Here is a 24,289-nt window from a genome sequence, read left to right as displayed (position 1 = left end):
TCGACGGCGTCGCGTCGCCGCCACTGGCGCAGCCAGTCGCGCCGGGTCGACTCCGAGCGGGCCGAGAGTCGATCCACCTGGCCCTGCCAGCACGGGTCGACGACCCCCGTGCGCCGGTCGTGGTCGGCGACGACGGCGAGATCGATCAGTCGGCCGCCGGCGCGACCGAGTCGGCGGGATACCGCATGGACCACCTCGGCCGGCTGCCAGCCCAGGCCGTACGCCGAGGCGACCGCCTGCAGCAGGACCCGCTCGGCCATCGGGTCGACGATCGCCGACGAGAAGGCGGTCAACCGATCGGCCTCGGCGGTCGGGGTCCGCCGGGAGTCGATCGGTCGCCACAGTAGTCGCTGCCACACCTCGCGCGCCGCGCGCGCGTCGTACCTGTCTCCCGCCATCGGTGTCTCCGTTCGTCGTGGGACGAACGACACTCGCGTCCGGGGACGACAGGTCGGGCGGACGCTCCGCCGGGTCTGTGGAGAGGCCGCGGCGGCGGCGGGGCTGTGGAGATCGGACGGCCCCGTCGGTGACGCGTGGGACAAGGCCCCCGGGTTCAGGCCTCCTCGGCCTCGGCGAACTGCTCGTGGTTGCGGATGACCTCGGCGATGATCACGTTGAGGATCTTCTCGGCGAAGTGCGGGTCGAGACCCGAGCTCTCCGCCATCGACCGCAGCCGCGCGATCTGAACGGCCTCGCGGGCGGGATCGGCCGGCGGCATCGAGGCCCGTGCCTTGAGACGTCCGACCGCCTCGGTGCACTTGAACCGCTCGGCCAGCAGGTGCACGAGGGCGGCGTCGAGGTTGTCGATGCTCGACCGGAGTCGGTCGAGCTCGGCCCGGGCGTCGTCTGCACTCACACCCTGAATCCTGCCCTACCCGGCAGCGCAAGCACTCCGCTCGTCCGCTGGGCGAGGCGGATCACCCCCGCGGCCGCGACGAGCGTGGTCAGCTGAGGCTCATCGTCAGTGGGAACTCAGTGCGTGCGAACTGGGCGTCGCCCTTCATCACGATGAGGTACTTCTTGCCCTTGTTCGAGGCAGGCAGCAGGACCCGCACCGCCGACGACCTGTTGAGCCGCACCTTGTCGAACCGGCGCCACTTGCCCTTGCGCCAGGCCCTGATCACGATCCTCTGCTTGGGCATGCCCGGACTCACGTGCAGCTTGGCGCTGATCGACCGGCCCCGCAGTCGCGGGCCTGTCACGGTGACGACGCGGTGCACGGCCACGGTGACCATGGTCGACCAGGCTGCGGGATAGGTGGTCCCGTTGACGGTGCCGCCGGTGAACCGGACGCGGTAGGTGGAGGTCCCCTGGGTGGTCGGGATGCCGTCGAAGTGCGCGGCGCTCCCGAACGGACCGCGCACGTCGGCCCACGTGCCGTTGGGCTGCAGTTGCTGGACGTACGCCTTGCCACCCATCGTGGACATCCACCACGCCCCGTCGTGGAAGGACTCGGTGAAGCCGTAGATCTTGACGGTCTGTCCGTAGGCGACGTCGAGGGTCCCTGCCTCCCGCTTCGTCCCGGCCGCCTCCTGCTCCGAAGTCGGGCTCTCGATGTGGATCGAGATCCGGGCGCGGGACTGGCCGGTCGCCGCTTCGGCGGGGGCGGCCACCGACCCGAGGGCGACGAACGAGACGAGGGCGAGGAGGAGGGGCCCGATGACCAGGCGGGTGCGCGACATGGCGCCGTCCTACCCACGCGCCGACGGTCGCACACACGAGACGGGCATCAACCGGCATCGACCCGTCCTAGGATCCGAGCAGACCCCAGACCGAGAGGACCCCCCGCCATGAGCGACCAGGTGATGTACACCCTCGAGCCGGACGAGCAGCCGACGCATTGGTACAACATCGTCGCCGACCTGCCGACGCCTCCCCCGCCGCCGCTGCACCCGGGCACCCACCAGCCCGTCGGGCCGGACGACCTGGCGCCGCTCTTCCCGCCGGAGCTGATCGCGCAGGAGGTCAGCGCCGAGAGGTACGTCGAGATCCCGGAGCCGGTGCTCGACGTCTACCGCCAGTACCGCCCCAGCCCCCTCTACCGGGCCCGCCGCTGGGAGGAGAGGCTCGGCACCAGCGCCCGGATCTATTACAAGTACGAGGGCGTCTCGCCGGCCGGCTCGCACAAGGTCAACACGGCCGTGCCGCAGGTCTACTACAACAAGATCAACGGCATCACCCGCCTCACCACCGAGACCGGCGCCGGCCAGTGGGGCACGGCCCTCTCGTACGCCGCCGCCCTCTTCGGCGTCACCTGCGAGGTGTGGCAGGTCGGGGCGTCGTACGACACCAAGCCGCAGCGCCGCACGCTCATCGAGGTCTTCGGCGGCCAGGTGCACCGCTCGCCCAGCCGCCTCACGGAGTCGGGCAAGGCGTTCCCCGAGGACCACCCCGGCTCGCTGGGCATCGCCATCTCCGAGGCGGTCGAGGTCGCGGCTCAGGACGACACGGCCAAGTACGCGCTCGGCTCGGTCCTCAACCACGTCCTGCTGCACCAGACGGTCATCGGCGAGGAGGCCCTGCTGCAGCTGGCGAAGGCCGGCGAGTCCGGCGCCGACCTGGTCGTCGGGTGCGCCGGTGGCGGATCCAACTTCGCGGGCCTGGCCTTCCCGTTCCTGCGGGAGAAGCTGGCGGGCAGCCAGGCCCCGCGCATCCTCGCGGTCGAGCCGAGCTCCTGCCCCACGCTCACCCGTGGCGAGTACCGCTACGACTTCGGCGACACCGCCGGCCTGACCCCGCTGATGAAGATGCACACCCTCGGACACGACTTCGTCCCGTCGCCGATCCACGCCGGCGGCCTGCGCTACCACGGCATGGCGCCGCTGGTGTCGCACGCGGTCAACGAGGGTCTCATCGAGGCGGCCGCGCTGCACCAGAGCGAGTGCTTCGAGGCAGCCGTGGAGTTCGCCCGCACCCAGGGCATCGTCCCGGCGCCGGAGTCCTCGCACGCGCTGGCGCAGGTGCGTCGTGAGGCGCTCGCGGCGACCGAGGCGGGCACCTCGCCGGTGATCGTGGTCGGACTGTCCGGGCACGGCCTGCTCGAGCTCGGCGCCTACGACAGCTTCCTCGGCGGTCGGCTCGAGGACGACCCGCTCTCCGACCAGGCGCTCAGCGAGGCGCTGGCCAACGTGCCGGTGGTCTGAGGTCCCGATGACCGTCTCCGTCCGGCCGGCGACCCCGGCCGACGTGGACGCCGTGGTGGCGGTCGGCCACGCGACCTGGCCGGCCGCCTACACCGCGATCGCGGGCGAGGAGTACGTCCGGCGCGGCCTCGCCGAGTGGTGGTCGCCCGAGGACATGGCGCAGGCGATCGCCGCCGGTCGAGTGCTCGTCTCCGAGTCGGACGGGCAGGTGACCGGCGTCGCGTCGTACTCCGTCGAGGGCGACGTCGTCGACATCTGGAAGCTGTACGTCGTCCCGGACGCTCAGGGCACCGGCGCCGGCGGGGCCCTGCTCGCGGCCGTCGTCGCCGGGCCGGGGGCAGGGGCCCGCGAGATCCGCCTGGCGCACATGGCGGGCAACGACCGCGCCCGCGCGTTCTACGAGCGGCACGGGTTCCGCGAGACCCACCGCACCGCGGACGAGCTCGGCGGCCCGGACAGCGTGTGGATGCGGCTGCCCCTGCCGCGGTGAGGCGGGCAACGCGTCTCCCGCGGCCCAGCGTCCGGCGTCGGCCCGCACCCCCCACGGCGCGGAGCGACGTGTGACCGGTGCACCCACCCGGCGGTGACAGCGGTCAGGGCCGTCGGTTTGAATACCGGGATGGAGGACGACCATCCCACCCGCCCGGCGACCGACCTGCCCTGGCCGCTGACCGGCGCCGACGCGTTGCGCGAGGAGCTGTTGGCGGCGTACGCCGAGCCGAGCCGCGGCCATCACGGCACCCGCCACCTCGCCGAGGTGCTGCAGCGGCTCGAGGAGCTCGCCGACTCCGGCGCGGCGTACGACCGCACGCCGGTGCTGTTGGCGGCCTGGTTCCACGACGCGGTCTACGACGGCGAGCGCGACGCCGAGGAGCGCTCGGCGACCTGGGCCGAGGAGGCGCTGCCCGCGCACACCGACGCCGCGACGGTCGCCGAGGTCGCGCGCCTGGTCCGGCTCACCGAGCACCACCGCCCGGAGCCGCACGACGTCAACGGGTGCGCGCTGTCCGATGCGGATCTGTCCATCCTCGCCGCCGCGCGGGAGCGGTACGACGAGTACGTCGCGGCCGTGCGCTCGGAGTACGCCCACCTCGACGACGACGTCTTCGCCGCCGGGCGCGCCGAGGTGCTGCGCTCCCTGACGGACACGCCGGCGCTGTTCCGCACCGAGCACGGGCGCGCCCGGTGGGAGCAGCGGGCGCGGGAGAACGTCGCGCGCGAGCTCGCCGCGATCGGTCGGTAGCTCAGGCGCGTGCCTGCCTAGCCGAGCGTGACCGGCTCCCGGGCGGCCCAGGCGCCGGCCGCGACCCACGCCCGGACGTCCGCGATCGCCTTGCGGGCCGCGGCGTTGCGCAGCTCCGGCGTGACGTCGCAGGGCTGGACGTTGAAGAACTGCACGTCGGTGATGCCGACGAAGCCGAAGATCGCCCGGAGGTAGCCCTCCATGTGGTCGAAGGCGTCCATCGGCGGGCCCGAGTAGTCGCCGCCGCGCGAGGTCACGCAGACCATCCGCCTCCCCTCGACCAGGCCGTAGGGCACGCCGTTCTCGTCGTAGCCGAAGAGGTAGCCGGGCTGCACGATGGCGTCGATGTAGTACTTCAGGGCGTAGGGGATGCTGAAGTTCCACATCGGAACGCTGAGGACGTAGAGGTCGGCGGCGAGGAAGCCCTCGATCGTGCGCTCGATCTCCTCCCACGAGGAGCGCGCGGCCTCGTCGAGGGGCTGGCCGGTCATGAGCGCGTACTTCGACTTGATGTTCGTGCCGGCGACGGCGGGCAGGTCGGCGCTGAACAGGTCGAGGGTGGTGACCTCGAGATCGTCGTGCTGCTGGTGCAGCTCCTCGATCAGGGCGGTGGACACGCGGCCGGTGTGCGACGCGAGGCCGCGCGGGGTCGCGACGATGTGCAGCAGACGGGTGCTCATGGTTCTCCTTCGGGCGCTGGGGGGACACCACGCCGGCCTGAGAGCCCGAGAGCCCCGAGTGCGCTGAAGCCGGGGGACCTCTCGACGGTAGCGCCCAGCGCCGCCGGCCGGATATCCCCCGGAATGACCAGTCGGGATGCTCACCCGTCGAGCTCGGCGCGGGCCACGTCGGCGACCTCGCGCAGCCGGGCCAGCCGGTCGACCTGCTCCTCGACCCACCCGACCATCTCCCCCTTCATCTCCAGCAGGCGGTCGACGATCGCGACGAGGCGACGCGCGTCGTCGACGAGGTCGGCGATCGCGTCGAGGCCCTCGAGGGCGACCTCGGCGGCGAACACCGCCCACCCGGCCGGACCGGCGGCCCGCGCCAGCAGCCGCATCATCAGCCGGGTGCCCCTCTCGACCAGCTCGACGACCAGCTCCTCGACCTCCACCGCGACCCGCTCGGCGAACCTCGCCACCTCCTCGAAGGCAGGCACGGCGAGGGCGAGCAGCGCACCGGCGCCCCGAGCCGCGGCGGCGTGGCGCCCCAGCCGCAGGAGGTACGCCGCGGCCGCGTCACCGGTCCAGCGGGGGTCGGCGGCCACGGCGAGCCGGAGCGTGCTGCCGGCGTAGCGCGCCATCGCCGCGTCGACGTACCCGATCGCCTCGGCGTTCTGCCGGATCCGGCGGTAGTCGCCGCTGAGCGGCAGCACGACCAGCTCCTGGAGACTCTCCTCAGGCAGCCGCCGCAGGCCGACACCGAGGTCGTTGAGCACGTCGATGCCGAGGTTGACGGTGTCGCGGATGCGGTCGAAGGTGCGGTCGAGGGCGCGGAACTCGGCGTCGTGACGCAGCCGGTCGGGTCCGAGGGCGGGCTCGGGCAGGTGCAGCGGCAGGGCCGTCATCACGCCACCACCGGCATGCGTGCGGCGACGTCCTCGTCGAGCAGCCGGAGGTCGCGGGCGGTGCGCGCGACGCCGAGGCGCAGGTCGGCCCAGTCGTCGAGCGCGAGGCTCTCCAGGGCGCCGAGTCCGTCGGCGACGAGGTCCATCACCTCGGCCAGCGGACGCAGCAGGCACAGCGGGCTCGGCTCGAAGCCGGCGCGCTGGCACACCCAGCGGCGGGCGTACGACGTCAGCGTGCCGATCTGGCCGGCGAGCTCGTCCATCTCCTCGCCGAGCTCGTCGAGATCGGTCCAGGCGGTGACGGCGATCAGGTCGTCGGCGGACACGGTCATGGCGGTCCCCTCTCGGTGTGCTCCCGCGGATCGGGAGCGGTGCGGGCTGCGATGCCCCGGACGGGTCCGTCACCAAACCCGAGCACAATGGACCTGTGGATGACAGCGTGATCTTCCGGGCCCGAGCGCAGGTGCTGGCGGACCTCCAGGCCCGCAGCCTCGGCACGCCGGACTCGGTGACCCTCCTCGAGGACGCGTGCGAGGAGCGACGCTGGTGGCTGGGCCAGTGGCCCCAGGGGGCGCCGTTCATCGCCGGTCTCGTCGCCCAGGACGTGCAGGACGGACTCGCCGACCGGTTCGGCCGGGACGCCCGCGAGGGACTGTGGCCGGTGTGCACCCGCTGCGACGACGCGCCGGTGCACGCCCTGCACATCGAGCCCGATCTCGGCGGCCCCGACCCGACCTGGGTGTGCGAGGAGTCCGGGACGGTGGTCGCGACGCTCGGGGGGCTCAGCCCGGGTCCGACGGTGGTGGCGTAGCGAGCGTCATCCCACGGGGCGATCGCGAGGCGCGGGCGCGCCGCTGGGGTGGCGGGTCGTGGCCACCGCCGGTGGACGCGGGCAGTCAGCCTCGCAGCAGCAGGCTGACGGCGTGGTGGTCGCCCCGGTAGACCGTGCGCGACACCTCGACCACGATCTCGCCCGAGCACGCGCGGCGGTCGTGGCGGAGGACCGGAGCGCCGACGGCCACCTCGAGCAGGCGCGCCTCCTCGGCGGCGGCGGCGCAGGCGGTGAGGACGTCCTCGGACCAGGTCGGCCGCAGGCCGCGGCGAGCGAGGTCGTCGTACAGGCTGTCGGGGAGCGCCTCGGCCAGGCCGGGCACGCGCCGCTCGACCAGGTAGGTCTCGCACAGGCAGACCGGGCGGCCGTCGGCCATCCGCAGCCGTCGCCAGCGCACGAGCGGCGCTCCCGGGGTCACCTGCAGCGCGCTCGCGAGCCCTTCGCCCGACGGGACCCGCTCCGCCAGGAGGGTGCGGGCCTCGGCGACCATCCCTCGTCGGGCCATCTCCTCGGTGAAGCCGAGCACCCCCGTCGGCGTCCGCTGGGGGGCCGCGACGAAGGTGCCCCGGCCGGGCACGCGCTCGAGGACACCCTCGCCGACGAGCGCGTCGAGCGCCTGGCGCACGGTCATCCGGGCCACACCGAAGCGGTCGACCAGGTCGCGCTCCGAGGGAGCCACGGTGCCGGGCGCGCTGCCGGCGACGAGGTCGCGGACGTACTCGCGGATCGTCACGTGCTTGAGAGAGCGGCTCATCGACCCCCCTTGGTGCTGGCGCGCTGCGCTTCGACAGTAGGGACTTCGTCCCGGGGCCGTCCGCGGAACCAGCGAAACTTTGCCGTCCGCATGTCATACGAACACGTGTTCGAAAATCGGGGCTATCATCGGTCCATGACGGTGGACTTCCAGACCAGTCTGTTCGACGCCGCGGCGTGCGAGGTCTCCCCGGAGCGCCGACACCTGAGCGCGGGCGCGTGGGTCGACGTCGCGCGCGACTGGCTGCCCGACGCCGACGACGTCCTCGCGACGCTGGTGCGCGAGGTGCCCTGGCGCGCGGAGCGGCGCGCGATGTACGACCGGGTCGTCGACGTACCCCGCCTCGTGTTCACCTACATGATCGGCGAGGAGCTCCCCCACCCGACGCTGACGGCGGCCCGGGAGCGGCTCGACGAGCGGTACGCCGAGGAGCTCGGCGAGCCCTTCCGCACGGCCGGCTGCTGCTACTACCGCGACGGTCGCGACAGCGTCGCCTGGCACGGCGACACGATCGGGCGCGGCTCGACGCACGACACGATGGTCGCGATCGTCTCGGTCGGCGACCCGCGCCGCCTGCACCTGCGCCCCCGAGACCCGCAGCGACGTGACGAGGCGTTCGCCGTGGAGATGGGCCACGGCGACCTGGTCGTGATGGGCGGCTCGTGCCAGCGCACGTGGGAGCACGCCGTCCCCAAGGTCGCCGCGGCGGGCCCGCGGATCTCCGTGCAGTTCCGGCCGCTCAACGTCTTCTGAGCGGGTCCCTCAGCCCTCGGCGAGCTCCGCGTCCGAGCGCAGGATGCAGAACTCGTTGCCCTCGGGGTCGGCCAGCACGACCCACCCGGTGCCGGCGCCGTGGATCCCGCGGTGGTCGGCGACCTGCGTGGCGCCGTACTCCAGCAGTCGCTCGACCTCCTCGTCGCGGGTGCCACTGCGGGGACGCAGGTCGAAGTGCAGCCGGTTCTTGGCGCTCTTGCGGTCCGGGACCTCGATGAACAGCACCTGGTGACCCGAGTCCGGGTCGCGGATCATGCACTCCTCGTGCCCGGGCTCGTTGGGGTCGTCGGGGAGGTCGGCATAGCCGAGGACCTGCTTCCACCACTCGGAGAGCGCGAACGCGTCGGCGCAGTCGACGGTGGTGTGGGAGACATACGACGTCATGGTCCCCACCCTCGCGGCGCGGTCCGTCGCGGGCAACCGGTTTCGGTGGCGTCAGGGGGTCGGCGCGACGGTGGGCGCCGGGGTGGGGGTCGGTGTCGGCGTCGCGGTCTCGGTGACCGTGACGGTCTCGGTCGGCGACGGGGTCGCGGTCTCGCTGGGGGTCGGGCTGTCGCTCTGCACGGGCGCCTGCGAGGAGGGGGACTCGGTGGGCGTCGGCGTAGGAGTCGGCGTCGGGGTGTTCTCGACCGGCGTCGGCTCGCGTCGGTCGTCGCCGGTGCTGCTGCCGTCGTCGAACACGCCGCCGATGGATGTGCGATCGTCCCCGTCGGTGCCGCCGGTGATGGTCGAGACGCTCTTGCCGGCGATCAGCTCGATCGCGCTGATCACCAGCAGCGCGAGCAGGAACACCGCGGCGGTGAGCAGGGCGATCCGCTTCCACGGCAGGGTCGACCAGCGCAACGGCGTCGCCTCGCCCTGGTCGGTCGCCGTCCGGCGGTCCTCCCCCGGCTCGTCGGCCCCGTCGTCTGCCCGGCCCTCGGCCAGGCCCTCGGCCAGGTCGTCGCTGACGGCGTCGAGGTGACGCTGCGCGCGGGCGACCTCGCGGTCGGTGGCCTCGCCGTCGGAGCGCTCGGCCGCGCGGTTCAGGCTCTGCTCGGCGAGGCTCACCCGCTGCAGGACGACTTCCTGCAGGTCGCTCACCCGCCGTCGGCTGGACTCGATGCCCTGCTTGTAGAGCGCGGAGCTGACCGTCGCGATGACGCTGCCGAGCGCAGCCCCGATCAGGGTGCCGGCCGCGCCGAGCGTGGAGAGCAGGACGGCGACGGTGACCGCGGCCCCGGCGCCGGCGATGGCGGCGGGCCAGTCGATCTTGGTGCGGGGCTCCTCGGTGTCTGCCTCAGCCATCGCGCTGCTTCACGATCAGTCGGTGCCGTTCGCGGCGATGAAGGACAGGATCTTCTCCGACAGCTCGGGCCGGCACACGATCACGTCGGGCAGGTAGACGTCGGCCTGGTTGTAGACCAGCTCGCTGCCGTCGACGCGCGAGGTGAACAGGCCCGCGGCCCGGGCGACCGCGACCGGCGCGGCGGAGTCCCACTCGTACTGCCCGCCCGCGTGGACGTAGGCGTCGGCGACGTCGCGCACCACCGACATCATCTTCACACCGGCCGAGCCCATCGGGACCAGCTCGGCGTCGAGCTCCGCCGCGAGCGCCTCGACGAAGGCGGGGGGACGGGTCCGGGACACCGCGATGCGCGGCCGCTGGGAGGTGCGCTCCGGCACGACCGGCGGCGTACCGGTGTTGAAGGTCTCCCCCAGGGCCGGCTGGGCGACGGCACCGGCGACGAGCTGGCCGTCCTGCCACACCGCGACGTGCACGGCCCAGTCGTCGCGCGGCGGCTCGGAGAACTCTCGGGTGCCGTCCAGCGGGTCGACGATCCACACCTTCGACGCGGTGAGCCGGGCGTCCTTGTCGGCCGCGCTCTCCAGCGCCTCCTCCGAGAGCACCGCGTCGCCGGGCCGGTAGGTCGCCAGGAGCTCCATCAGCAGCAGGTGCGCGGCGCGGTCGCCGGCGTCCTTGAGCTCCTTGCCCTCCAGGCCCTCCGCGCGGACCTCCAGCAGTCGGCGACCGGCCTCCTCGGCCAGCCAGGCCGCGAGCAGGTGGTCGTCCGCGACGACCTCGGGAGCGGGGGTGCCAGGCTCGAAAGTCACCCCGTCAGCGTAGTGGCCCGGTTGAGTTGCCGCCTTCTCACCCTTGAGTTGCCGCTTTCTCACCGTCGAGTTGCCGGCGCAGCCCCGACCGAGCGCGGGCGGGACTGTCGACTGTGGCAACTCAAGGGTGAGGAAGCGGCAACTCAACGGTTGAAGCGGGACTGGGTCTTCTCGAGGCCGTCGGCGATGAGGGACTCGACGGCGTCTGCGGCGGTGTCGACCTGGAAGGGGAGCTCCTTGCGCTCCTTGGTCGAGTAGTTGGAGAGCACGAAGTCGGCGACGTCCTGGCGGCCGGGCGGCCGGCCGATGCCGGCGCGCACGCGGTAGAACTCGCCGGTGCCGAGGGAGGAGCGCATGGACTTCAGGCCGTTGTGGCCGTTGTCGCCGCCACCCTTCTTGACCCGCAGGGTGCCGAAGTCGATGTCGAGCTCGTCGTGGATCGCGACGACCCGCTCCGCGGGGACCTTGTAGAAGGTCGCGAGCGCCTTGACGGGTCCGCCCGACTCGTTCATGTACGAGCGGGCCTTGGCCAGCACCACCCGCGGTGCGTCGGCGCCGGGGGCCCCCAGTCTGCCCTCGACGACGTCGGCCCGGCCGGACTTGTGGGCGCGGAAGCCGCTGCCCATGCGCCGGGCGAGCTCGTCGACCACCAGGTGGCCGATGTTGTGCCGGTGCCCGGCGTACGACGGGCCCGGGTTGCCGAGGCCCACGACGAGCCAGACGTCAGCGCTCGCGTCGGCCATGTCGCTCTCCTCGGCATCGGGTACGGCGGGGCTCCCCGGCGCGGGCATCCGCGCCGGGGAGATCAAGCGGCCCAGGAACCACCTGAGCCGACCGATCACTCGGAGTCGCCGCCCTCAGCAGCCTCGCCCTCGGCGGCCTCCGGCTCGTCCTTCTCGATGCCGGCCTCGGCCTCGGCCTGCTCGAGCTCCGCCTCGGCGGCCTCGGCGGTCTGGGCCGCGGTCACGTTGACGACGAGCGTCTCGGGGTCGGTGAGCAGCGTGGTGCCCGACGGGAGCTCGACCTGCCCGGCGAGGAACTGGGTGCCGGCCTCGGCGCCCTCGATGCTCACCTCGAACTGCTCGGGGATGTGGGTGGCCTCGGCCTCGACCTGGAGGGTGGTGTTCTCGGTGACGACCAGGGTCTCCGAGGCGGCCTCGCCGACGATGTGGACCGGGACGTCGACGGTGACCTTCTCGCCGCGCTTGACCGCGACGAAGTCGACGTGCTCGAGGACCCGGCGCACGGGGTCGACCTGGACCTGCTTGGTCAGGGCGAGGTGCGAGGTGCCGTCGACGTCGATCTCGAGCAGCGCGTTCGCGCCGCCGTGCTTGATCGCCATCATGGTCTCGTGACCCGGCAGGGTCAGGTGGATCGGGTCGTTGCCGTGGCCGTAGACGACCGCGGGGATCTTGTGCTCGCGGCGGATGCGGCGCGCGGCGCCCTTGCCGAACTCGGTGCGGATCTCGGCGGTGATCTTCTCGCTGCTCATGGGATGACTCCTCGGTCGTCTCTGTCGGGTGGTCCTCGGGTGTCGGCCCCCGGACAAAGGGAGACGCCGCGCTTCCCTGGCCCGATGACCGGCAGGCGCGCGGCGTCGTGAGACGTACCGGCCCAGTCGATCACGGAGTCACAGAAGCGGGAGCTCCCTCGCCGAGGCAACCGCAGAAGACTACCCGGGCGCGACGAGCCGGGCGAAATCGTCACCGGTACGGGTCGGTGATCTCCCGCAGGTCCGTGAGGGCCGCCTTGAACGCGGCCATCCGCTCGGCGCCGAGGTGGCGGGTCCACTCGCGCTCGATGGCTCGCTCGACGCGCCGCGCGACCTTCTGCACCTCGCGCCCTCGCGGCGCCAGGACGACGAGCCGCGCCCGGGCGTCGGCGGGGTCGGGGACCCGCTCGACGTACGACGCGCGCTCGAGCAGGTCGACGAGGACGCTGGCGCTCTGCTTGGTGATCCGTGCCTGCTCGGCGATCTCGGTCACCCGGATCCCGTCGTCCCGCAGGCGGGCGGCGGCCCGCGCCATGGCCGGGGTCAGGTCGTCGTAGCCCGCGGCGAGGACGGCCTCGGAGACGCGCTGCTCGACGTACCGGGCGCCGATGAACATCAACAGGGCGGGATGGGGATCGGCCATGCGGACTCCTGGGCGACAGGGCTTGACGGATTTGGTCAGTAAGACTGACTATTGAGGTCAGTCTAGCCGATGAGCGACCGATCGATCCGGAGGAGAGAGCGATGGACAAGGCCGAGCTGTGGCGCCACATCCATGCCGAGCGCGCGGCACTCGCCGAGCTCCTGGCCGGGCTCGACGAGGACCAGTGGCGGCATCCGACCCTGTGCCCGGGCTGGACCGTCCACGACGTCGCCGCCCATGTGATCTCGACGCCCCAGATCGGCTGGGCCGCGATGCCCGGGATGATGGCGCGCAACTTCGGCCGCGGCTACAACACGATGATCTTCCGCGAGGTGAAGCGGCTCAGCGCCCGCGAGACGCGGGAGAGCATCCTGGGCGACTACGAGAAGTACGCCACCAGCACCCACCACGTGCCGACCACCACCTCGGTCGAGCCGCTGATCGACGCGCTCCTCCACCACCAGGACATCGCTCGGCCGCTCGGCCGGCAGCGTGCCATAGCACCGGAGGCCGCGGCCGTCGCCGCCGACCGGGTACGCCGCCTGGCGCCGCTCATGGGCACCGGCAGGCTGGTGCGCAGCGTTCGGCTGGTCGCCACCGACATCGACTGGGACCGCGGCAGGGGCCCGGCGATCACCGGGCCGATCCAGGAGTTGCTGATGCTCATCTCGGGGCGCACCCCCGACCCGAGCCTGGTGAGCGGGGACGGGCTCGCTGCGGCGAGGCGGTCCGGTCACGACGTCACCACCTGAGAACCACCTGCGCCGGGGCCGTTCCACCGCGCTCGATACGTCTTTATACTCGGCCGAAGTATAAAGAGGTATCAGCAGCCGGAGGTCCCATGCGCAGGAATCCGTACACCCCCGGCCAGGTGCCGCGGATCCTCGCGGGCCGGGCCGTGGAGATGCGCCGGATCGAGGGCCTCCTCGCCCGCGTCGCGACGTACGGCGAGCTCGGTGGGCCGCTGCTCGTCTTCCACGCGCCGCGCGGCATCGGGAAGACCTCGCTGCTCCGGGCCGGGCAGCGGCGGGCGGTGGAGTCCGGGTTCGTGACCGCCTGGGTCGCCTGCTCCCGGCAGCGTCCGGTCCTGCCCGAGATCGCCCACAGCGTCGGACGGGCGCTGGAGCGGGCCGACGCCGTGCCGTCGGGGGCGGCCGGACAGCGGTGGCGCGGTCAGCTCGAGCGGCTCACCGTCGAGGTCGGCGTACCGGGCGCGAAGGTGCAGGCCCAGGTCGCCCGCAGGCAGTCGACGGAGGCGCCCCCTGCCCCGCATGCCGCCATCGGCGTCCTGGAGTCGCTCCTGCACGACGCCGCCACGGCGGTGCGCGAGCACGGAGGAGCGGGCCTCCTGCTCCTCCTCGACGAGCTGCACACCGCCTCGCCCGACGACATGTCCGTCCTGCTCAACACCCTGCAGAACCTCGACGGCGAGCGCACCGAGAACCCGTTCGCCGCGGTCGCGGCTGGCCTGCCCGTCACACCGGAGGCGCTCACCCGGGCCGCGACCTTCGGGGAGCGCAGCACCTTCATCTCCCTCGACGTGCTCTCCGAGATCGACGCCCGGGCTGCCCTCGTCGCCCCGGCGGAGGCCGAGGGCGTCGGCTGGACCCCGGCCGCGCTCGACGCGATCGTCGCCGAGTCGCGCGGCTACCCCTACCTCCTGCAGCTGCTCGGCAGCACCACGTGGGACGCCGCCGACCCCGCCGCCGGCGCGCGCCTGACGCTGACGCACGTCAAGCGCGGCCTGCCCGTGGCCCGCGACCAGCTCACCGCGATGCACCGCGCCCGCTGGGGCGCGGCGACCCGACTCGAGCAGCGCTTCCTCGCCGCGATGGCCGCGGCCGGCGACGCCAACGTCACCCGCGCCGCCATCGCCGCCGGCATGGGCGTCGACTCCCGCGCGATCAGCGTCCCCCGCGAGCGACTGATCGAGAAAGGCGTGATCGAGCCGGTCGGGCACGGCCTGGTCCGCTTCACCCTCCCCGGGTTCGCGGCGTACGTGAGGGGGCTCGACGACGCATGACGGCCGCCGGGCGCGCAGCGCCTACGCGTGCCCGTCGAACATGCTCGTGACCGAACCGTCCTCGAAGACCTCGCGGATGGCCCGGGCCACGAGCGGCGCGATCGACAGGGTGGTGAGCTTGTCGAACTGCTTCTCGGGCGGCACCGGGAGCGTGTTGGTGATGACGACCTCGGTGGCCGAGCAGTTCTTCAGCCGGTCGACGGCCGGGTCGGAGAGGATCGCGTGGGTGGCGGCGATCACGACACCGGCCGCACCCTCGGCCATCAGCGCCTCGGCGGCCTTCACGATCGTGCCGCCGGTGTCGATCATGTCGTCGGTCAGCACGCAGATGCGGTCCTTGACGTCGCCGACGACCCGGTTGGCCACGACCTCGTTGGCGACATCGGTGCGTCGCGACTTGTGGATGAACGCCAGCGGCGCGCCGTCGAGGCGGGCGGACCACCGCTCGGCGACCTTGATCCGGCCGGCGTCGGGCGAGACCACGGCGAGGCGCTGGTCGCCGTACTTCTCCTTGATGTAGTCGGTCAGGACCGGCAGCGCCATCAGGTGGTCGACCGGCCCGTCGAAGAAGCCCTGCAGCTGGTCGGCGTGCAGGTCGACGGTGATGATCCGGTCGGCGCCGGCGGACTTGAACATGTCGGCCATCAGCCGGGCCGAGATCGGCTCGCGACCGCGGTGCTTCTTGTCCTGGCGGCTGTAGCCCCAGAACGGCATGACCACGGTGATCCGCTTCGCGGAGGCGCGCTTGAGCGCGTCGACCATGATCAGGTGCTCCATGATCCACTCGTTGATCGGAGTGGTGTGGCTCTGGATCACGAACGCGTCGCAGCCGCGGACGGACTCCTCGTAGCGGACGTAGATCTCGCCGTTGGCGAACTCGTACGCCGAGGTGGGAACGAGCGCCTGGTCGAGGATCTGCGCCACCTCGTCCGCGAGCTCCGGGTGTGCCCGTCCGGAGAAGACCATCAGGTTCTTCTCGGTCGTCCGCTTCAGACCGCTCACGTACGTGACTCCCCCTGGGTCGTCGCTGCTGATGCCTAGGATTCTGCCCGCTCGGCGGGGTCGCCCCCAAGTTCGCGTCCGTTTTCGGACTGTTCACCCGCGGCCGGCGCCAGCGCCGCCTCCGCGGCGGCGGCCTGCGCGGTCCCGGCGCGCCGCGAGACCACCCAGCCCTCGAGGTTGCGCTGGGGGGAGGTGCTGACGGCGAGCGCGCCGGGCGGCACGTTGCGCCGTACGACGGTCCCACCGCCGGTCGAGGCGCCGTCGCCGATCGTGACGGGGGCGACGAAGGTGTTGTTGGAGCCGGTCCTCGCCTGCCGTCCGACGGTCGTGCGGTGCTTCGCGACGCCGTCGTAGTTGGCGAAGATGGTGCCGGCGCCGATGTTGGTGCCCTCGCCGATCTCGGCGTCGCCGACATACGACAGGTGCGGGACCTTGGCTCCCTCGCCGATGGCCGCGTTCTTGGTCTCGACGAAGGTGCCGATCTTGCCGTCGGCACCGAGCTGCGTCCCGGGACGGAGGTAGGCGAACGGCCCGACGGACGCGCCGGCGCCGATGACGGCGAGCTGCCCGTGGGTGCGGACGACGCGCGCGCCGGCGCCGATCTCGCAGTCCTCGAGCGTCGTGTCGGGACCGACCACAGCGTCCTCGGCCACGACGGTGGCGCCGAGCAGCTGGGTGCCCGGCAGGATGGTGACGTCCGGGGCCAGGACCACGTCGGCGTCGATCCAGGTCGTCGCCGGGTCCATCACGCTCACGCCCTCGCGCATCCAGCGGGTCACGATGCGGCGGTTGAGCTCGCGGCCGAGGTCGGCCAGCTGGGCGCGGTCGTTGGCCCCCTCGGTCTGCAGCGCGTCGTCGACCGGGTGGGCGGTGACGACGAGACCGGCCTCGCGAGCCAGGCCGACGGCGTCGGTGAGGTAGTACTCCCCCTTCGCGTTGTCGTTGCCGATGCGGCCGACGGCGTCGAGGAGGAAGGCGGCGTCGAAGGCGAGGATGCCGGAGTTGATCTCGGTGATCGCCCGCTCGGCGTCGGAGGCGTCCTTCTCCTCGACGATCGCCTGGACGACACCGTCCCCGTCGCGCACGATGCGGCCGTACCCGAACGGCTCGGGAACGATCCCGCTGAGGATGCTCACCGCCGCCCCGGCCGCCCGGTGCGCCTCGGTGAACGCCCGCAGGGTGGCGCCCTCCAGAAGGGGCGTGTCGCCGTACGCCACCAGCACGGTGCCCTCGCGCGGAGCATCCGCCAGCGCGTCCAGGGCCACGCGGACGGCGTGTCCGGTGCCGAGCTGTTCGTCCTGGACGGCGAGCACCGCCTCCGGCCGCAGCTCGCTGACGTGGGGCCCGACCAGCTCGCGCTGGTGTCCGATCACGGTGACCACCCGGGCCGGCTCGAGCGCGCCCACCGCTGCCAGGACGTGGCCGATCATCGAGCGTCCGCCGATGCGATGCAGCACCTTCGGCGTCTTCGACTTCATGCGGGTGCCGCCCCCGGCGGCGAGGACGATCACGGTCAGGTCGCTCACGGCGACCACACTAGGACGTCACCGCGGGGTTGCAGCCGGCAGCCGGGACCGGTTGTCGCACCGCCCAGTGACCGCCGCGTCCCGTTTTCGGGTCGGGGGACGCCTCGCGGGATGCTGGGGCGGTGCCCTCTCCCACGCCGAACCCGCCCGTCCCGACCAGCCCCGTCGCGCGGATCGCCCGCACCAGTCTCCTGATCGCCGTCGTGACGCTGCTGATCGCCGTCGGCTGCCTCGTCGTCGGCGTCACGCTCGGGGTCCGGACGGTGACCGAGGACGCCGCGGAGCGGGTCACCGTGACGGTGACCGCGGTCGGCAGCCACCGTGAGCGCCGGGGCTCGCGCCGCTCCCGCCACCGGGTCGACGTGCGGCATGTCGAGGTGACCGCGGCCGACGGCCGGAGCGGGCGGCTCGACAGCGAGGACCTCGAGGTCGGCGACACGGCCGAGGTCTGGCGCACGAAGGACGACGGCGCCCTCTCCGTCGACGACCCGTCGGGCATCGACGTCGCCGACGGTGTCGTCGTCGGCGCTCTCGCCGCCGCGAGCCTGCTCTTCGGCACGATCGCCACCGGCTCCTTCCGCAGAGCCGGGCGGCTGCGCCGTACCGACGTCGCGAACGCGCCGCGGATCGTGCTCGCCCTCGACCGGGCGACCCTCGACGCCGAGCCCCACCGCACCCGGGAGGGCGGCGCCCTGAACCTTCCGCTGCGCGTGGTGGAGTCCGACGATCCCCGCACGCCCGTCGGCAGGACCGAGAACCTGACGATCAGCCCTCAGGTCGACCCGGTCGACCTGAGCAGCGGCATTCCGACGACCTGGGAGGGACGGGTCCTGCACCGCGGCGCACTGATGAGGGTCGTCGCGCTCCGGACCCGACCCGACGCACCGTGGTGGGTCACCGACCTCTGATGAGCTCCCCAGGTAGGAGTCGAACCTACGTCGCTTGTCCTGATTCAAAGTCAGGCGGGCCCTGCCGGCAGACCAACTGGGGAAAGCAGCCCAAGCCTAGGGCCCGCCCGGCGGGGCAGCGCCTCGGCCCGGCAGACCAACCGGGGATTGCGGGGAACAGCGTAGGGCCGCCTCGTCGTACCTGACGAACGGGCCGCTCAGTAGGTCAGCGCCACCCACGGGTCGACCTCGAACCTGCCGTTGGGCTGGAGGGTGATCGACTGGATGCCGGCCGGCCGCCCGTCGCGATAGGTGACCAGGCCGATGCTCGCCGGGCGGCGCAGCTTGCTGCCGATGGCGATGGCGTACGCCGCACCGCCGGTCGTGCCGAGGGTGTAGGTGTAGCCGACGCGACCGTCCTCGGCGGTGACGGCGGTGGGGCCGGTCTGCACGTGCACGTGCCCGCCCAGGACGAGGTCGACGCAGCCGCGCTCGAGGGCCGGCTTGGCGATGTTGGCGTCGTGCACGAGCAGCGTGTCGACCCGGTCGCCCTCCTCGTCGGCGGCGCAGGCCGCCTCGGCGAGCAGGTCGGCGACCTCGCTGAAGCTCAACCCGGTCTGGTCGCGCCAGTCGCCGAGACCGCTGGAGCGCGGGTCGTCGATGCCGAGGATCCGGGTGCCGCCGGGGCCGTCGACCACCTCGTCGTCGAAGTAGGTCCAGCCGAGGTCCTCGAGGTGGTCGCGCACGAAGCCGCCGTTGTCGTGGTTGCCGGCGACCGCCCAGCGGCCGCCGTCGAAGTCCTTGAAGCTCGCCGCGAGGGAGTCGAGCGAGAACGCCTCCCATCGGCTGCCGGTCGAGGTGTCGTCGCCCGCGTCGAGGACGGCTGTGGCGCCCCCGGCCTTCGCGATCGCCCGCGCCACCTTGTCCATGCCGACGTTGTCGTGCCGGTCGGAGACCAGGAGCGCGACCGTCTCGCCCTCCTCCGGCTGGCGCAGATCGAGATCGGCGGCGCTCTCCGCGGCCCGGGAATAGAACCGCAGGCTCTCGTCGTAGCTGCTGATCCCGCTCTCGATCAGCCGCCGCGACTGGGCCGTCGTGGCGTCGGTCATCACCTCCACGGCGTCCAGCTCGTCGGGCAGCGGCACCTGCGGGCCGAGGAAGGCGGCGAGCGGGATCCAGTGCTCGTCCGGCGGCTCGCTGCGTCCCCAGCCGTAGGGCACGACCGCTGCCACGACGAGGACGAGCGCCAGGCCCCCGGCCGCGATGCCGCGGCGGGTGCGGAGGGCGGCGTACAGCTCACGGCGCCGGGCGCCACCGACGAGGCCCCACACGAGGAGAGGCAGCGCCCCGAGCACGGCGCCCTGCACGAGGGCGGCGGACGCCATGGCGGTGACCACCCGCTCGGCCACGGCGATCTGGCCCTCCGGCTGGGACGCGATCGCGGCGTAGCGGCTGGTCAGCTCCTCGAGCGTGGCCGCGTCGGTCTTCCCGAGCTCGACCTGGACGCCGATCCGCGAGCCCGACGGCATCCGCAGGTCCGGCAGCACCGGGCCCATGCGAGCGACGACCTCGCCCGAGAAGTCCGGGCTGAGGACCGCCTCGTGGCTGGCGATCTCCACGGTCCGCTCGCTGTGCACGAAGATCGCGGCCGCGATGGCCGCGGACAGGATCAGCCAGGTCCCCACGTAGGCGAGGACCTTGAGGACGCGGCGGACCGGCATGCGGCGGACCAGGCGGGTCACCCGCGAGCGCGGGCCTCCGCGACGGCGTACAGCGTCACCGACGCAGCGACGCCGGCGTTGAGCGACTCGAGCACACCGGCCATCGGGATCGACATCAGGCGGTCACAGGTCTCGGCGACCAGGCGGGACAGGCCCTCGCCCTCCGAGCCGACCACGAGCACCAGCGGGCCGCCGACCAGGTCGGCGTCGGCCGTGAGCTCGGGCAGGGTGAGGTCGCCGTCGGCCGCGAGGCCGATCACGAAGCAGCCCGCCTCCTGGTAGGCCTTGATCTGCCGGGTCAGGTTGACCGTCTGCGCGACCGGGCAGCGCGCGGCGGCACCGGCCGAGGTCTTCCACGCGGCCGCGGTCATCGAGGCGGCGCGCCGCTCCGGGATGACGACGCCGTGGGCGCCGAAGCCCGCGGCGCTGCGCACGATGGCGCCGAGGTTGCGGGGGTCGGTGATCGAGTCGAGCATCACGACGAGCGCCTTCTCGCCCGCCTCGTCGGCGGCGTCGAGCAGGTCGTCGGGGTGGGCGTACTCGTACGCCGGGATGCGCGCGGCGAGCCCCTGGTGGACGGCGCCGTCGGTGAGGCGGTCCAGCTCGCCGCGGCTGACCTCGAGGAGGCCGATCCCGTGCTCGGCGGCGAGGCGGAAGACCTCGCGCAGCCGGCCGTCGCGCTCGGCGCCCTCGGCGACGTAGACCGACGTCACCGGCACGCGCTCGCGCAGCGCCTCGACGACCGGGTTGCGCCCGGCGATCCACTCGTCGCCGCCGCTCTTGCGCCTGGGGCCGCCGCGGCCGCCCTTCCGGGCCTCCGCGCGCTTCTTGGCCTCGGCGATCTTGTGCGCCTTGTGGTACTCCCGCTCGGTCGCCTTCGGCGTCGGGCCCTTCCCGGCGAGCCCGCGACGGACCTGCCCGCCCGAGCCGACCTGCGGCCTCTTGCTCGACTTGCGGATCGCGCCCTTGCGGCTCGAGTTGCCTGCCATCAGTTCACGCTCCAGGTAGGTCCATCAGGGGTGTCGGTGACGTCGATGCCGGCGGCCTTGATCCGGTCGCGGATCGTGTCGGCACGGGCCCAGTCCTTGTCGGCGCGGGCCTGGGCGCGCTCCTCGAGCAGGCCCGCCACGAGGGCGTCGACCGCGGCGCTGAGCCGCTCCTCGGTGCCGGAGGCGCCGCTGCCGGCCCAGGCCGGGTCGGCGGGGTGCACGCCGAGGACGTCGAGCATGCCGTTGACGAACGCGGCCTGCTCGCTCACGTCGTCGCCTTCCGCGAGCCGCCGGTTGCCCTCGCGCACCGTGTCGTAGAGGACGGCGACGGCCGCCGGCGTACCGAGGTCGTCGTCCATCGCCGCCGCGAACGCCTCCGGGATCGGCCACTCGCCGCCGGCGGCGGGACCGACCCGCTCGAGGAACGCCTCGATGCGCCGGTAGCCGACGGCTGCCTCGTCGAGGGCGTCGAACGAGAACTCGACGTGGGAGCGGTAGTGCGCCGCCACGACGTAGAAGCGCAGCTCGGCGCCCCGGTAGCGCTCCAGGATCGAGGGGATGCTCAGGGTGTTGCCGAGCGACTTGCTCATCTTCTCGCCGGCCGTGGTGATCCACGCGTTGTGCATCCAGTACGACGCGAAGGCGCCCCCGGCGGCACGCGACTGGGCCTGCTCGTTCTCGTGGTGGGGGAAGCGCAGGTCGACGCCGCCGCCGTGGATGTCGAAGGCGTCGCCGAGATACTTGCCGGCCATCGCGGAGCACTCGATGTGCCAGCCGGGGCGACCGCGCCCCCACGGGCTGGGCCAGGACGCGGTCTCGGGCTCGGAGTCCTTGCGGCCCTTCCACAGCGCGAAGTCGCGTGGATCCCGCTTGCCGCGGGGGTCCGCGTCGGCCGCGGGCTCCATGTCGTCGACGCCCTGGTGGGTGAGCTCGCCGTACGACGGCCAGGACCGGACGTCGAAGTAGACGTCGCCGGAGCCGTCGGCGGCCGGGTAGGCGTGTCCGCGCTCGATCAGCCGCTCGATGAGCTCGATCATCTCCGGCACGTGGCCGGTGGCGGCGGGCTCGTAGGTCGGCGGGGCGACGTTGAGCGCGGCGTACGCCTTGTCGAGCTCGATCCTCATCGCGTAGGCGAGGTTGTACCAGGGGCGGCCCTGCTCGGCCGACTTCGACAGGATCTTGTCGTCGATGTCGGTGATGTTGCGGATGAAGGTGACCTCGTAGCCGCGGTGGCGCAGCCAGCGCTGGAGGACGTCGAAGTTCACCGCGGAGCGGACGTGACCCACGTGGGGCTCGCTCTGCACCGTGAGCCCACAGACGTACAGCCCCGCCTTGCCCTCACGCAGGGGCACGAAGTCACGCACTTCGCGGGTCGCGGTGTCGTAGAGCCGGATGGTCACCCGGCCAGTCTAGGGATCCGCGCGGGTCCGGCTCGCATCGTCGCTCGGGCGGCCGCGCGGCGACGGTGTTACGCAAGTGACCGGTGTGACGTACCGTGAGGCGGTGCGCCGGTCCTTCCCCCTCTGCGTCCTGTCCCACCTCGCCGCGACGGCCTGTCTCCTCAGCGCGATCGCGGTCGTCGGCCCGTCCGCCGAGGCCGTGCCTGCCACAGCAGCCTCCGACCGCCAGGTGCACCTGGACCGGTTCGCCCCCGGCGCCTGGAAGCAGGCCGGCACCCGCCGGAAGCACTCCAGGACGTATGCCGCCGCGCGGTGGAAGAGCCGCTGGACGACCCCGGGCATGGACTTCACGGAGCTGATCGCCTCGTGGTCGGCCCGCACGCCCGGCTCGAGCTGGATCGAGGTCGAGGTCCGCGGCCGCTCGGCCGCCGGCGCCCGCACGTCCTGGGACACGCTGGCCCGCTGGGCCGCCAAGGACAAGGTCGTCCGCCGCCGCTCCGGCGGCCCGCAGACCGACGACGGCACCCGGGTCGCGACCGACACCTGGAGGACGGCCGGGCTGGCGTCGTACCGGATCCGGGTCACGACCTACCGGGAGCCGGGGCGCAAGGCGCCGCGGGTCGACCTGGCGACGGTGATGACCTCCCGGCTGCCCGCGGCCGTCGGCCCGGTCTCGGCGCCCGGTGTCGCGCACGACGTGGAGCTGGCGGTGCCGCGCTACTCGCAGATGGTGCACAACGGCCACTACCCGCAGTGGGGCGGCGGCGGCGAGGCGTGGTGCTCCCCGACCTCGACGTCCATGGTGCTCGGCTACTTCGGCAGGCTCCCGGGCGCCGGCTCCTACCGCTGGGTCCCGGCCGGGCATCGCGACCCGTGGGTCGACGCGGCCGCGCGGGCGACGTACGACCACGCCTACGACGGCACCGGGAACTGGCCCTTCAACACGGCCTTCGCCGCCCGCCGGCTGGGACCCGCCGGCGAGGCGTTCGTGACCCGGCTGCGCGATCTCACCGACGCGGAGCTCCTCGTCGCGGCCGGCATCCCGCCGGTCGTCTCGATCGCCTTCACCGCGGGCGAGCTCGGCGGAGCCCCGATCTCCGCGTCCAACGGCCACCTGCTCGTCATCGTCGGGTTCACCGCGACCGGCGACGTGATCGTCAACGACCCCGCCGCGGCCGACGCCGCCGGGGTCCGCCGGGTCTATGCCCGCGCCCAGCTCGAGCGGATCTGGCTGCGGGCCTCGGGCGGCATGGCCTATGTCGTGCACGACGCCGCCCACCCGCTGCCCGCGGCGCCCGGCGGCAACTGGTGATCAGGCCGACGCCGTCACGCTGATCGTGTGCCAGCCGGTGGCGCCGTCGGGTACGACGTCCGCGATCGCGCCGGTCTGCGTGCGGCCCTCCGCGTCGATCGCGCGCACGCGCAGCCGGTGCTCGCCCGCGGGGAGGTCGAGGGCCAGCCGCCACTGGACCCAGGTGTCGGCGTTGGGCGTCGCCGCGAGGGTGGCGGGCTGCCAGCGGCCGCCGTCGACCTGGACCTCGACGGCGGAGATCCCGGTGTGCTGGAGCCAGGCGACGCCGGCGCACACGACCTCACCGGCCGGCACGTCGGCGCCGTCGCCGGGGACCTCGATCTTCGAGGCGATCTTCACCGGGCCCTGCTCGGACCAGCCCTTGTCGGTCCAGTAGGCGGTGATGTCCTCGAACCGGGTCACCTCCATGTCGACGACCCACTTGCACGCGGACACGTAGCCGTAGAGCCCCGGCACGATCGTGCGCACCGGGAACCCGTGCTCGATCGGCAGCGGCTCGCCGTTCATCGCCACGGCCAGCATCGCGTTGCGGTCGTCCATGAGGACGGCGAGCGGGGTGCCGCAGGTCCAGCCGTCCTCCGAGGTCTGCAGGACCGCGTCGGCGCCCTCCTTCGGGCCGGCCTCGGCGAGGATCGCGGCCAGGCGCGTGCCGCTCCACCACGCGTTGCCGACCAGGTCGCCGCCGACCTCGTTGGACACGCAGTTGAGCGTGATCCAGTCCTGGGTGATCTCGCGCCGGACGAGGTCGGCGTAGGTGAGCCGGATCTCGCGCTCGACCATGCCGTGGATCCGCAACTCCCAGTCGGCGGGCGCGATGGTCGGCTTGATGATGGCCGTGTCGATCAGATAGAAGCCCTCGTTCGCGGTCTGCCACGAGGAGACGCCCT

Annotated in this window: 28 protein-coding genes and 1 tRNA gene; 9 read left to right on the top strand and 20 right to left on the bottom strand. The window is 72.9% G+C overall.

What is annotated here, in order from left to right:
• From FHP29_RS21935 to FHP29_RS20890, 3 genes are all read right to left on the bottom strand, one after another.
• A partial coding sequence (locus FHP29_RS21935; protein WP_205014305.1) for a hypothetical protein occupies positions 1-398 on the bottom strand: 398 nt, incomplete at its 3' end.
• Between the two features lie 155 nt (positions 399-553).
• Positions 554-856 (bottom strand): chorismate mutase, encoded by a 303-nt coding sequence (locus FHP29_RS20895; protein WP_139624772.1) that lies wholly within the window; start codon positions 854-856, stop codon positions 554-556.
• Positions 857-944: 88 nt separating this feature from the next.
• Entirely contained in the window at positions 945-1,682 is a 738-nt protein-coding gene (locus tag FHP29_RS20890; RefSeq protein WP_139624771.1) for a hypothetical protein, read from the bottom strand.
• A gap of 108 nt (positions 1,683-1,790) precedes the next feature.
• On the opposite strand from FHP29_RS20890, the gene FHP29_RS20885 reads away from it, so the two are divergent.
• The 3 genes from FHP29_RS20885 (at position 1,791) to FHP29_RS20875 (ending at position 4,386) form a co-directional block, all read left to right on the top strand.
• The gene (locus tag FHP29_RS20885; RefSeq protein WP_139624770.1) at positions 1,791-3,143 is read left to right on the top strand and encodes a TrpB-like pyridoxal phosphate-dependent enzyme; all 1,353 of its coding nucleotides are present in this window, start codon (positions 1,791-1,793) and stop codon (positions 3,141-3,143) included.
• Between the two features lie 7 nt (positions 3,144-3,150).
• Positions 3,151-3,633 (top strand): GNAT family N-acetyltransferase, encoded by a 483-nt coding sequence (locus FHP29_RS20880; protein ID WP_139624769.1) that lies wholly within the window; start codon positions 3,151-3,153, stop codon positions 3,631-3,633.
• 129 nt (positions 3,634-3,762) lie between these two features.
• Positions 3,763-4,386 (top strand): HD domain-containing protein, encoded by a 624-nt coding sequence (locus FHP29_RS20875; RefSeq protein ID WP_139624768.1) that lies wholly within the window; start codon positions 3,763-3,765, stop codon positions 4,384-4,386.
• 17 nt (positions 4,387-4,403) lie between these two features.
• On the opposite strand, the gene FHP29_RS20870 is transcribed toward FHP29_RS20875, so the two are convergent.
• The 3 genes from FHP29_RS20870 to FHP29_RS20860 form a co-directional block, all read right to left on the bottom strand.
• Positions 4,404-5,066, bottom strand: coding sequence for an FMN-dependent NADH-azoreductase (locus FHP29_RS20870; RefSeq protein ID WP_139624767.1), 663 nt, complete (start codon positions 5,064-5,066; stop codon positions 4,404-4,406).
• A 140-nt stretch (positions 5,067-5,206) separates the two neighbouring features.
• Positions 5,207-5,953 carry a hypothetical protein gene (locus FHP29_RS20865; RefSeq protein WP_139624766.1) on the bottom strand — a complete coding sequence of 249 codons (747 nt, stop codon included), beginning with the start codon at positions 5,951-5,953 and terminating at the stop codon, positions 5,207-5,209.
• Positions 5,953-6,285 (bottom strand): hypothetical protein, encoded by a 333-nt coding sequence (locus FHP29_RS20860; RefSeq protein ID WP_139624765.1) that lies wholly within the window; start codon positions 6,283-6,285, stop codon positions 5,953-5,955. The genes FHP29_RS20865 and FHP29_RS20860 overlap by 1 nt, the downstream gene beginning before the upstream one ends.
• A gap of 95 nt (positions 6,286-6,380) precedes the next feature.
• Between FHP29_RS20860 and FHP29_RS20855 the strand changes: the two genes are divergently transcribed.
• A complete protein-coding gene (locus FHP29_RS20855; RefSeq protein WP_139624764.1) occupies positions 6,381-6,764 on the top strand; it encodes a hypothetical protein in 384 nt (127 codons plus the stop codon).
• A gap of 85 nt (positions 6,765-6,849) precedes the next feature.
• Here FHP29_RS20855 and FHP29_RS20850 read toward each other — a convergent pair whose 3' ends face one another.
• The gene (locus FHP29_RS20850; RefSeq protein ID WP_139624763.1) at positions 6,850-7,539 is read right to left on the bottom strand and encodes a GntR family transcriptional regulator; all 690 of its coding nucleotides are present in this window, start codon (positions 7,537-7,539) and stop codon (positions 6,850-6,852) included.
• A 135-nt stretch (positions 7,540-7,674) separates the two neighbouring features.
• Here FHP29_RS20850 and FHP29_RS20845 point away from each other — a divergent pair, with 135 nt between their 5' ends.
• Positions 7,675-8,292 carry an alpha-ketoglutarate-dependent dioxygenase AlkB gene (locus FHP29_RS20845; protein ID WP_139624762.1) on the top strand — a complete coding sequence of 206 codons (618 nt, stop codon included), beginning with the start codon at positions 7,675-7,677 and terminating at the stop codon, positions 8,290-8,292.
• A 9-nt stretch (positions 8,293-8,301) separates the two neighbouring features.
• On the opposite strand, the gene FHP29_RS20840 is transcribed toward FHP29_RS20845, so the two are convergent.
• The 6 genes from FHP29_RS20840 to FHP29_RS20815 all read right to left on the bottom strand — a co-directional run bounded on the left by FHP29_RS20840 (position 8,302) and on the right by FHP29_RS20815 (position 12,542).
• Positions 8,302-8,697 (bottom strand): VOC family protein, encoded by a 396-nt coding sequence (locus FHP29_RS20840; RefSeq protein ID WP_139624761.1) that lies wholly within the window; start codon positions 8,695-8,697, stop codon positions 8,302-8,304.
• A 51-nt stretch (positions 8,698-8,748) separates the two neighbouring features.
• A complete protein-coding gene (locus FHP29_RS23165; RefSeq protein WP_139624760.1) occupies positions 8,749-9,600 on the bottom strand; it encodes a hypothetical protein in 852 nt (283 codons plus the stop codon).
• A 15-nt stretch (positions 9,601-9,615) separates the two neighbouring features.
• Positions 9,616-10,407, bottom strand: coding sequence for a 3'(2'),5'-bisphosphate nucleotidase CysQ (locus tag FHP29_RS20830; protein WP_139624759.1), 792 nt, complete (start codon positions 10,405-10,407; stop codon positions 9,616-9,618).
• A 143-nt stretch (positions 10,408-10,550) separates the two neighbouring features.
• Complete coding sequence (gene pth, locus FHP29_RS20825; protein WP_139624758.1) at positions 10,551-11,150, bottom strand: aminoacyl-tRNA hydrolase; 600 nt, start codon at positions 11,148-11,150, stop codon at positions 10,551-10,553.
• 95 nt (positions 11,151-11,245) lie between these two features.
• Entirely contained in the window at positions 11,246-11,899 is a 654-nt protein-coding gene (locus tag FHP29_RS20820; RefSeq protein ID WP_139624757.1) for a 50S ribosomal protein L25/general stress protein Ctc, read from the bottom strand.
• Between the two features lie 211 nt (positions 11,900-12,110).
• Positions 12,111-12,542, bottom strand: a complete 432-nt coding sequence (locus tag FHP29_RS20815) for a MarR family winged helix-turn-helix transcriptional regulator (protein ID WP_139624756.1) — start codon at positions 12,540-12,542, stop codon at positions 12,111-12,113.
• A gap of 101 nt (positions 12,543-12,643) precedes the next feature.
• Here FHP29_RS20815 and FHP29_RS20810 point away from each other — a divergent pair, with 101 nt between their 5' ends.
• Positions 12,644-13,294, top strand: coding sequence for a maleylpyruvate isomerase family mycothiol-dependent enzyme (locus FHP29_RS20810; RefSeq protein WP_139624755.1), 651 nt, complete (start codon positions 12,644-12,646; stop codon positions 13,292-13,294).
• 89 nt (positions 13,295-13,383) lie between these two features.
• Entirely contained in the window at positions 13,384-14,565 is a 1,182-nt protein-coding gene (locus tag FHP29_RS20805; protein ID WP_139624754.1) for an ATP-binding protein, read from the top strand.
• A 21-nt stretch (positions 14,566-14,586) separates the two neighbouring features.
• Here the strand turns inward: FHP29_RS20805 and FHP29_RS20800 are convergent, their stop codons facing one another.
• Positions 14,587-15,567 (bottom strand): ribose-phosphate diphosphokinase, encoded by a 981-nt coding sequence (locus FHP29_RS20800; protein ID WP_139624753.1) that lies wholly within the window; start codon positions 15,565-15,567, stop codon positions 14,587-14,589.
• Between the two features lie 35 nt (positions 15,568-15,602).
• The gene (glmU, locus tag FHP29_RS20795) at positions 15,603-17,093 is read right to left on the bottom strand and encodes a bifunctional UDP-N-acetylglucosamine diphosphorylase/glucosamine-1-phosphate N-acetyltransferase GlmU (RefSeq protein ID WP_139624752.1); all 1,491 of its coding nucleotides are present in this window, start codon (positions 17,091-17,093) and stop codon (positions 15,603-15,605) included.
• A 122-nt stretch (positions 17,094-17,215) separates the two neighbouring features.
• On the opposite strand from glmU, the gene FHP29_RS20790 reads away from it, so the two are divergent.
• Positions 17,216-18,001, top strand: coding sequence for a hypothetical protein (locus FHP29_RS20790; RefSeq protein ID WP_139624751.1), 786 nt, complete (start codon positions 17,216-17,218; stop codon positions 17,999-18,001).
• A 4-nt stretch (positions 18,002-18,005) separates the two neighbouring features.
• Here the strand turns inward: FHP29_RS20790 and FHP29_RS20785 are convergent.
• The 4 genes from FHP29_RS20785 to cysS form a co-directional block, all read right to left on the bottom strand.
• Positions 18,006-18,084, bottom strand: a tRNA-Gln gene (locus tag FHP29_RS20785).
• 114 nt (positions 18,085-18,198) lie between these two features.
• Complete coding sequence (locus tag FHP29_RS20780) at positions 18,199-19,722, bottom strand: metallophosphoesterase family protein (RefSeq protein WP_240044640.1); 1,524 nt, start codon at positions 19,720-19,722, stop codon at positions 18,199-18,201.
• Positions 19,719-20,690, bottom strand: coding sequence for a 23S rRNA (guanosine(2251)-2'-O)-methyltransferase RlmB (gene rlmB / locus FHP29_RS20775; RefSeq protein WP_139624750.1), 972 nt, complete (start codon positions 20,688-20,690; stop codon positions 19,719-19,721). The genes FHP29_RS20780 and rlmB overlap by 4 nt, the downstream gene beginning before the upstream one ends.
• Complete coding sequence (gene cysS / locus FHP29_RS20770) at positions 20,690-22,090, bottom strand: cysteine--tRNA ligase (protein WP_139624749.1); 1,401 nt, start codon at positions 22,088-22,090, stop codon at positions 20,690-20,692. Before cysS ends, rlmB begins: the two co-directional genes overlap by 1 nt.
• A gap of 103 nt (positions 22,091-22,193) precedes the next feature.
• Between cysS and FHP29_RS20765 the strand changes: the two genes are divergently transcribed.
• Positions 22,194-23,402: a peptidase C39 family protein gene (locus tag FHP29_RS20765; RefSeq protein ID WP_139624748.1), complete on the top strand. Its 1,209-nt coding sequence runs from the start codon at positions 22,194-22,196 to the stop codon at positions 23,400-23,402.
• Here FHP29_RS20765 and FHP29_RS20760 read toward each other — a convergent pair.
• Positions 23,403-24,289, bottom strand: an 887-nt coding sequence (locus FHP29_RS20760; RefSeq protein WP_158296663.1) for a molybdopterin-dependent oxidoreductase, incomplete at its 5' end; no start/stop codon positions are given.

This window comes from Nocardioides albidus (assembly GCF_006335005.1).
In the GTDB taxonomy this organism is placed as follows: domain Bacteria; phylum Actinomycetota; class Actinomycetes; order Propionibacteriales; family Nocardioidaceae; genus Nocardioides; species Nocardioides albidus.
The sequence above is the reverse complement of the archived record's forward strand: the minus strand, read 5'-3'. Positions and strand labels throughout refer to the sequence as shown.

Excerpts from the sequence above, each read along its gene's own strand:
- FHP29_RS20890 (WP_139624771.1), bottom strand. The coding sequence starts at position 1,682 with ATGTCGCGCACCCGCCTGGTCATCGGGCCCCTCCTCCTCGCCCTCGTC.
- FHP29_RS20885 (WP_139624770.1), top strand. The coding sequence starts at position 1,791 with ATGAGCGACCAGGTGATGTACACCCTCGAGCCGGACGAGCAGCCGACG.
- FHP29_RS20880 (WP_139624769.1), top strand. The coding sequence starts at position 3,151 with ATGACCGTCTCCGTCCGGCCGGCGACCCCGGCCGACGTGGACGCCGTG.
- FHP29_RS20875 (WP_139624768.1), top strand. The coding sequence starts at position 3,763 with ATGGAGGACGACCATCCCACCCGCCCGGCGACCGACCTGCCCTGGCCG.
- FHP29_RS20870 (WP_139624767.1), bottom strand. The coding sequence starts at position 5,066 with ATGAGCACCCGTCTGCTGCACATCGTCGCGACCCCGCGCGGCCTCGCG.
- FHP29_RS20865 (WP_139624766.1), bottom strand. The coding sequence starts at position 5,953 with ATGACGGCCCTGCCGCTGCACCTGCCCGAGCCCGCCCTCGGACCCGAC.
- FHP29_RS20860 (WP_139624765.1), bottom strand. The coding sequence starts at position 6,285 with ATGACCGTGTCCGCCGACGACCTGATCGCCGTCACCGCCTGGACCGAT.
- FHP29_RS20850 (WP_139624763.1), bottom strand. The coding sequence starts at position 7,539 with ATGAGCCGCTCTCTCAAGCACGTGACGATCCGCGAGTACGTCCGCGAC.
- FHP29_RS20845 (WP_139624762.1), top strand. The coding sequence starts at position 7,675 with ATGACGGTGGACTTCCAGACCAGTCTGTTCGACGCCGCGGCGTGCGAG.
- FHP29_RS20840 (WP_139624761.1), bottom strand. The coding sequence starts at position 8,697 with ATGACGTCGTATGTCTCCCACACCACCGTCGACTGCGCCGACGCGTTC.
- FHP29_RS23165 (WP_139624760.1), bottom strand. The coding sequence starts at position 9,600 with ATGGCTGAGGCAGACACCGAGGAGCCCCGCACCAAGATCGACTGGCCC.
- pth (WP_139624758.1), bottom strand. The coding sequence starts at position 11,150 with ATGGCCGACGCGAGCGCTGACGTCTGGCTCGTCGTGGGCCTCGGCAAC.
- FHP29_RS20820 (WP_139624757.1), bottom strand. The coding sequence starts at position 11,899 with ATGAGCAGCGAGAAGATCACCGCCGAGATCCGCACCGAGTTCGGCAAG.
- FHP29_RS20815 (WP_139624756.1), bottom strand. The coding sequence starts at position 12,542 with ATGGCCGATCCCCATCCCGCCCTGTTGATGTTCATCGGCGCCCGGTAC.
- FHP29_RS20810 (WP_139624755.1), top strand. The coding sequence starts at position 12,644 with ATGGACAAGGCCGAGCTGTGGCGCCACATCCATGCCGAGCGCGCGGCA.
- FHP29_RS20805 (WP_139624754.1), top strand. The coding sequence starts at position 13,384 with ATGCGCAGGAATCCGTACACCCCCGGCCAGGTGCCGCGGATCCTCGCG.
- rlmB (WP_139624750.1), bottom strand. The coding sequence starts at position 20,690 with ATGGCAGGCAACTCGAGCCGCAAGGGCGCGATCCGCAAGTCGAGCAAG.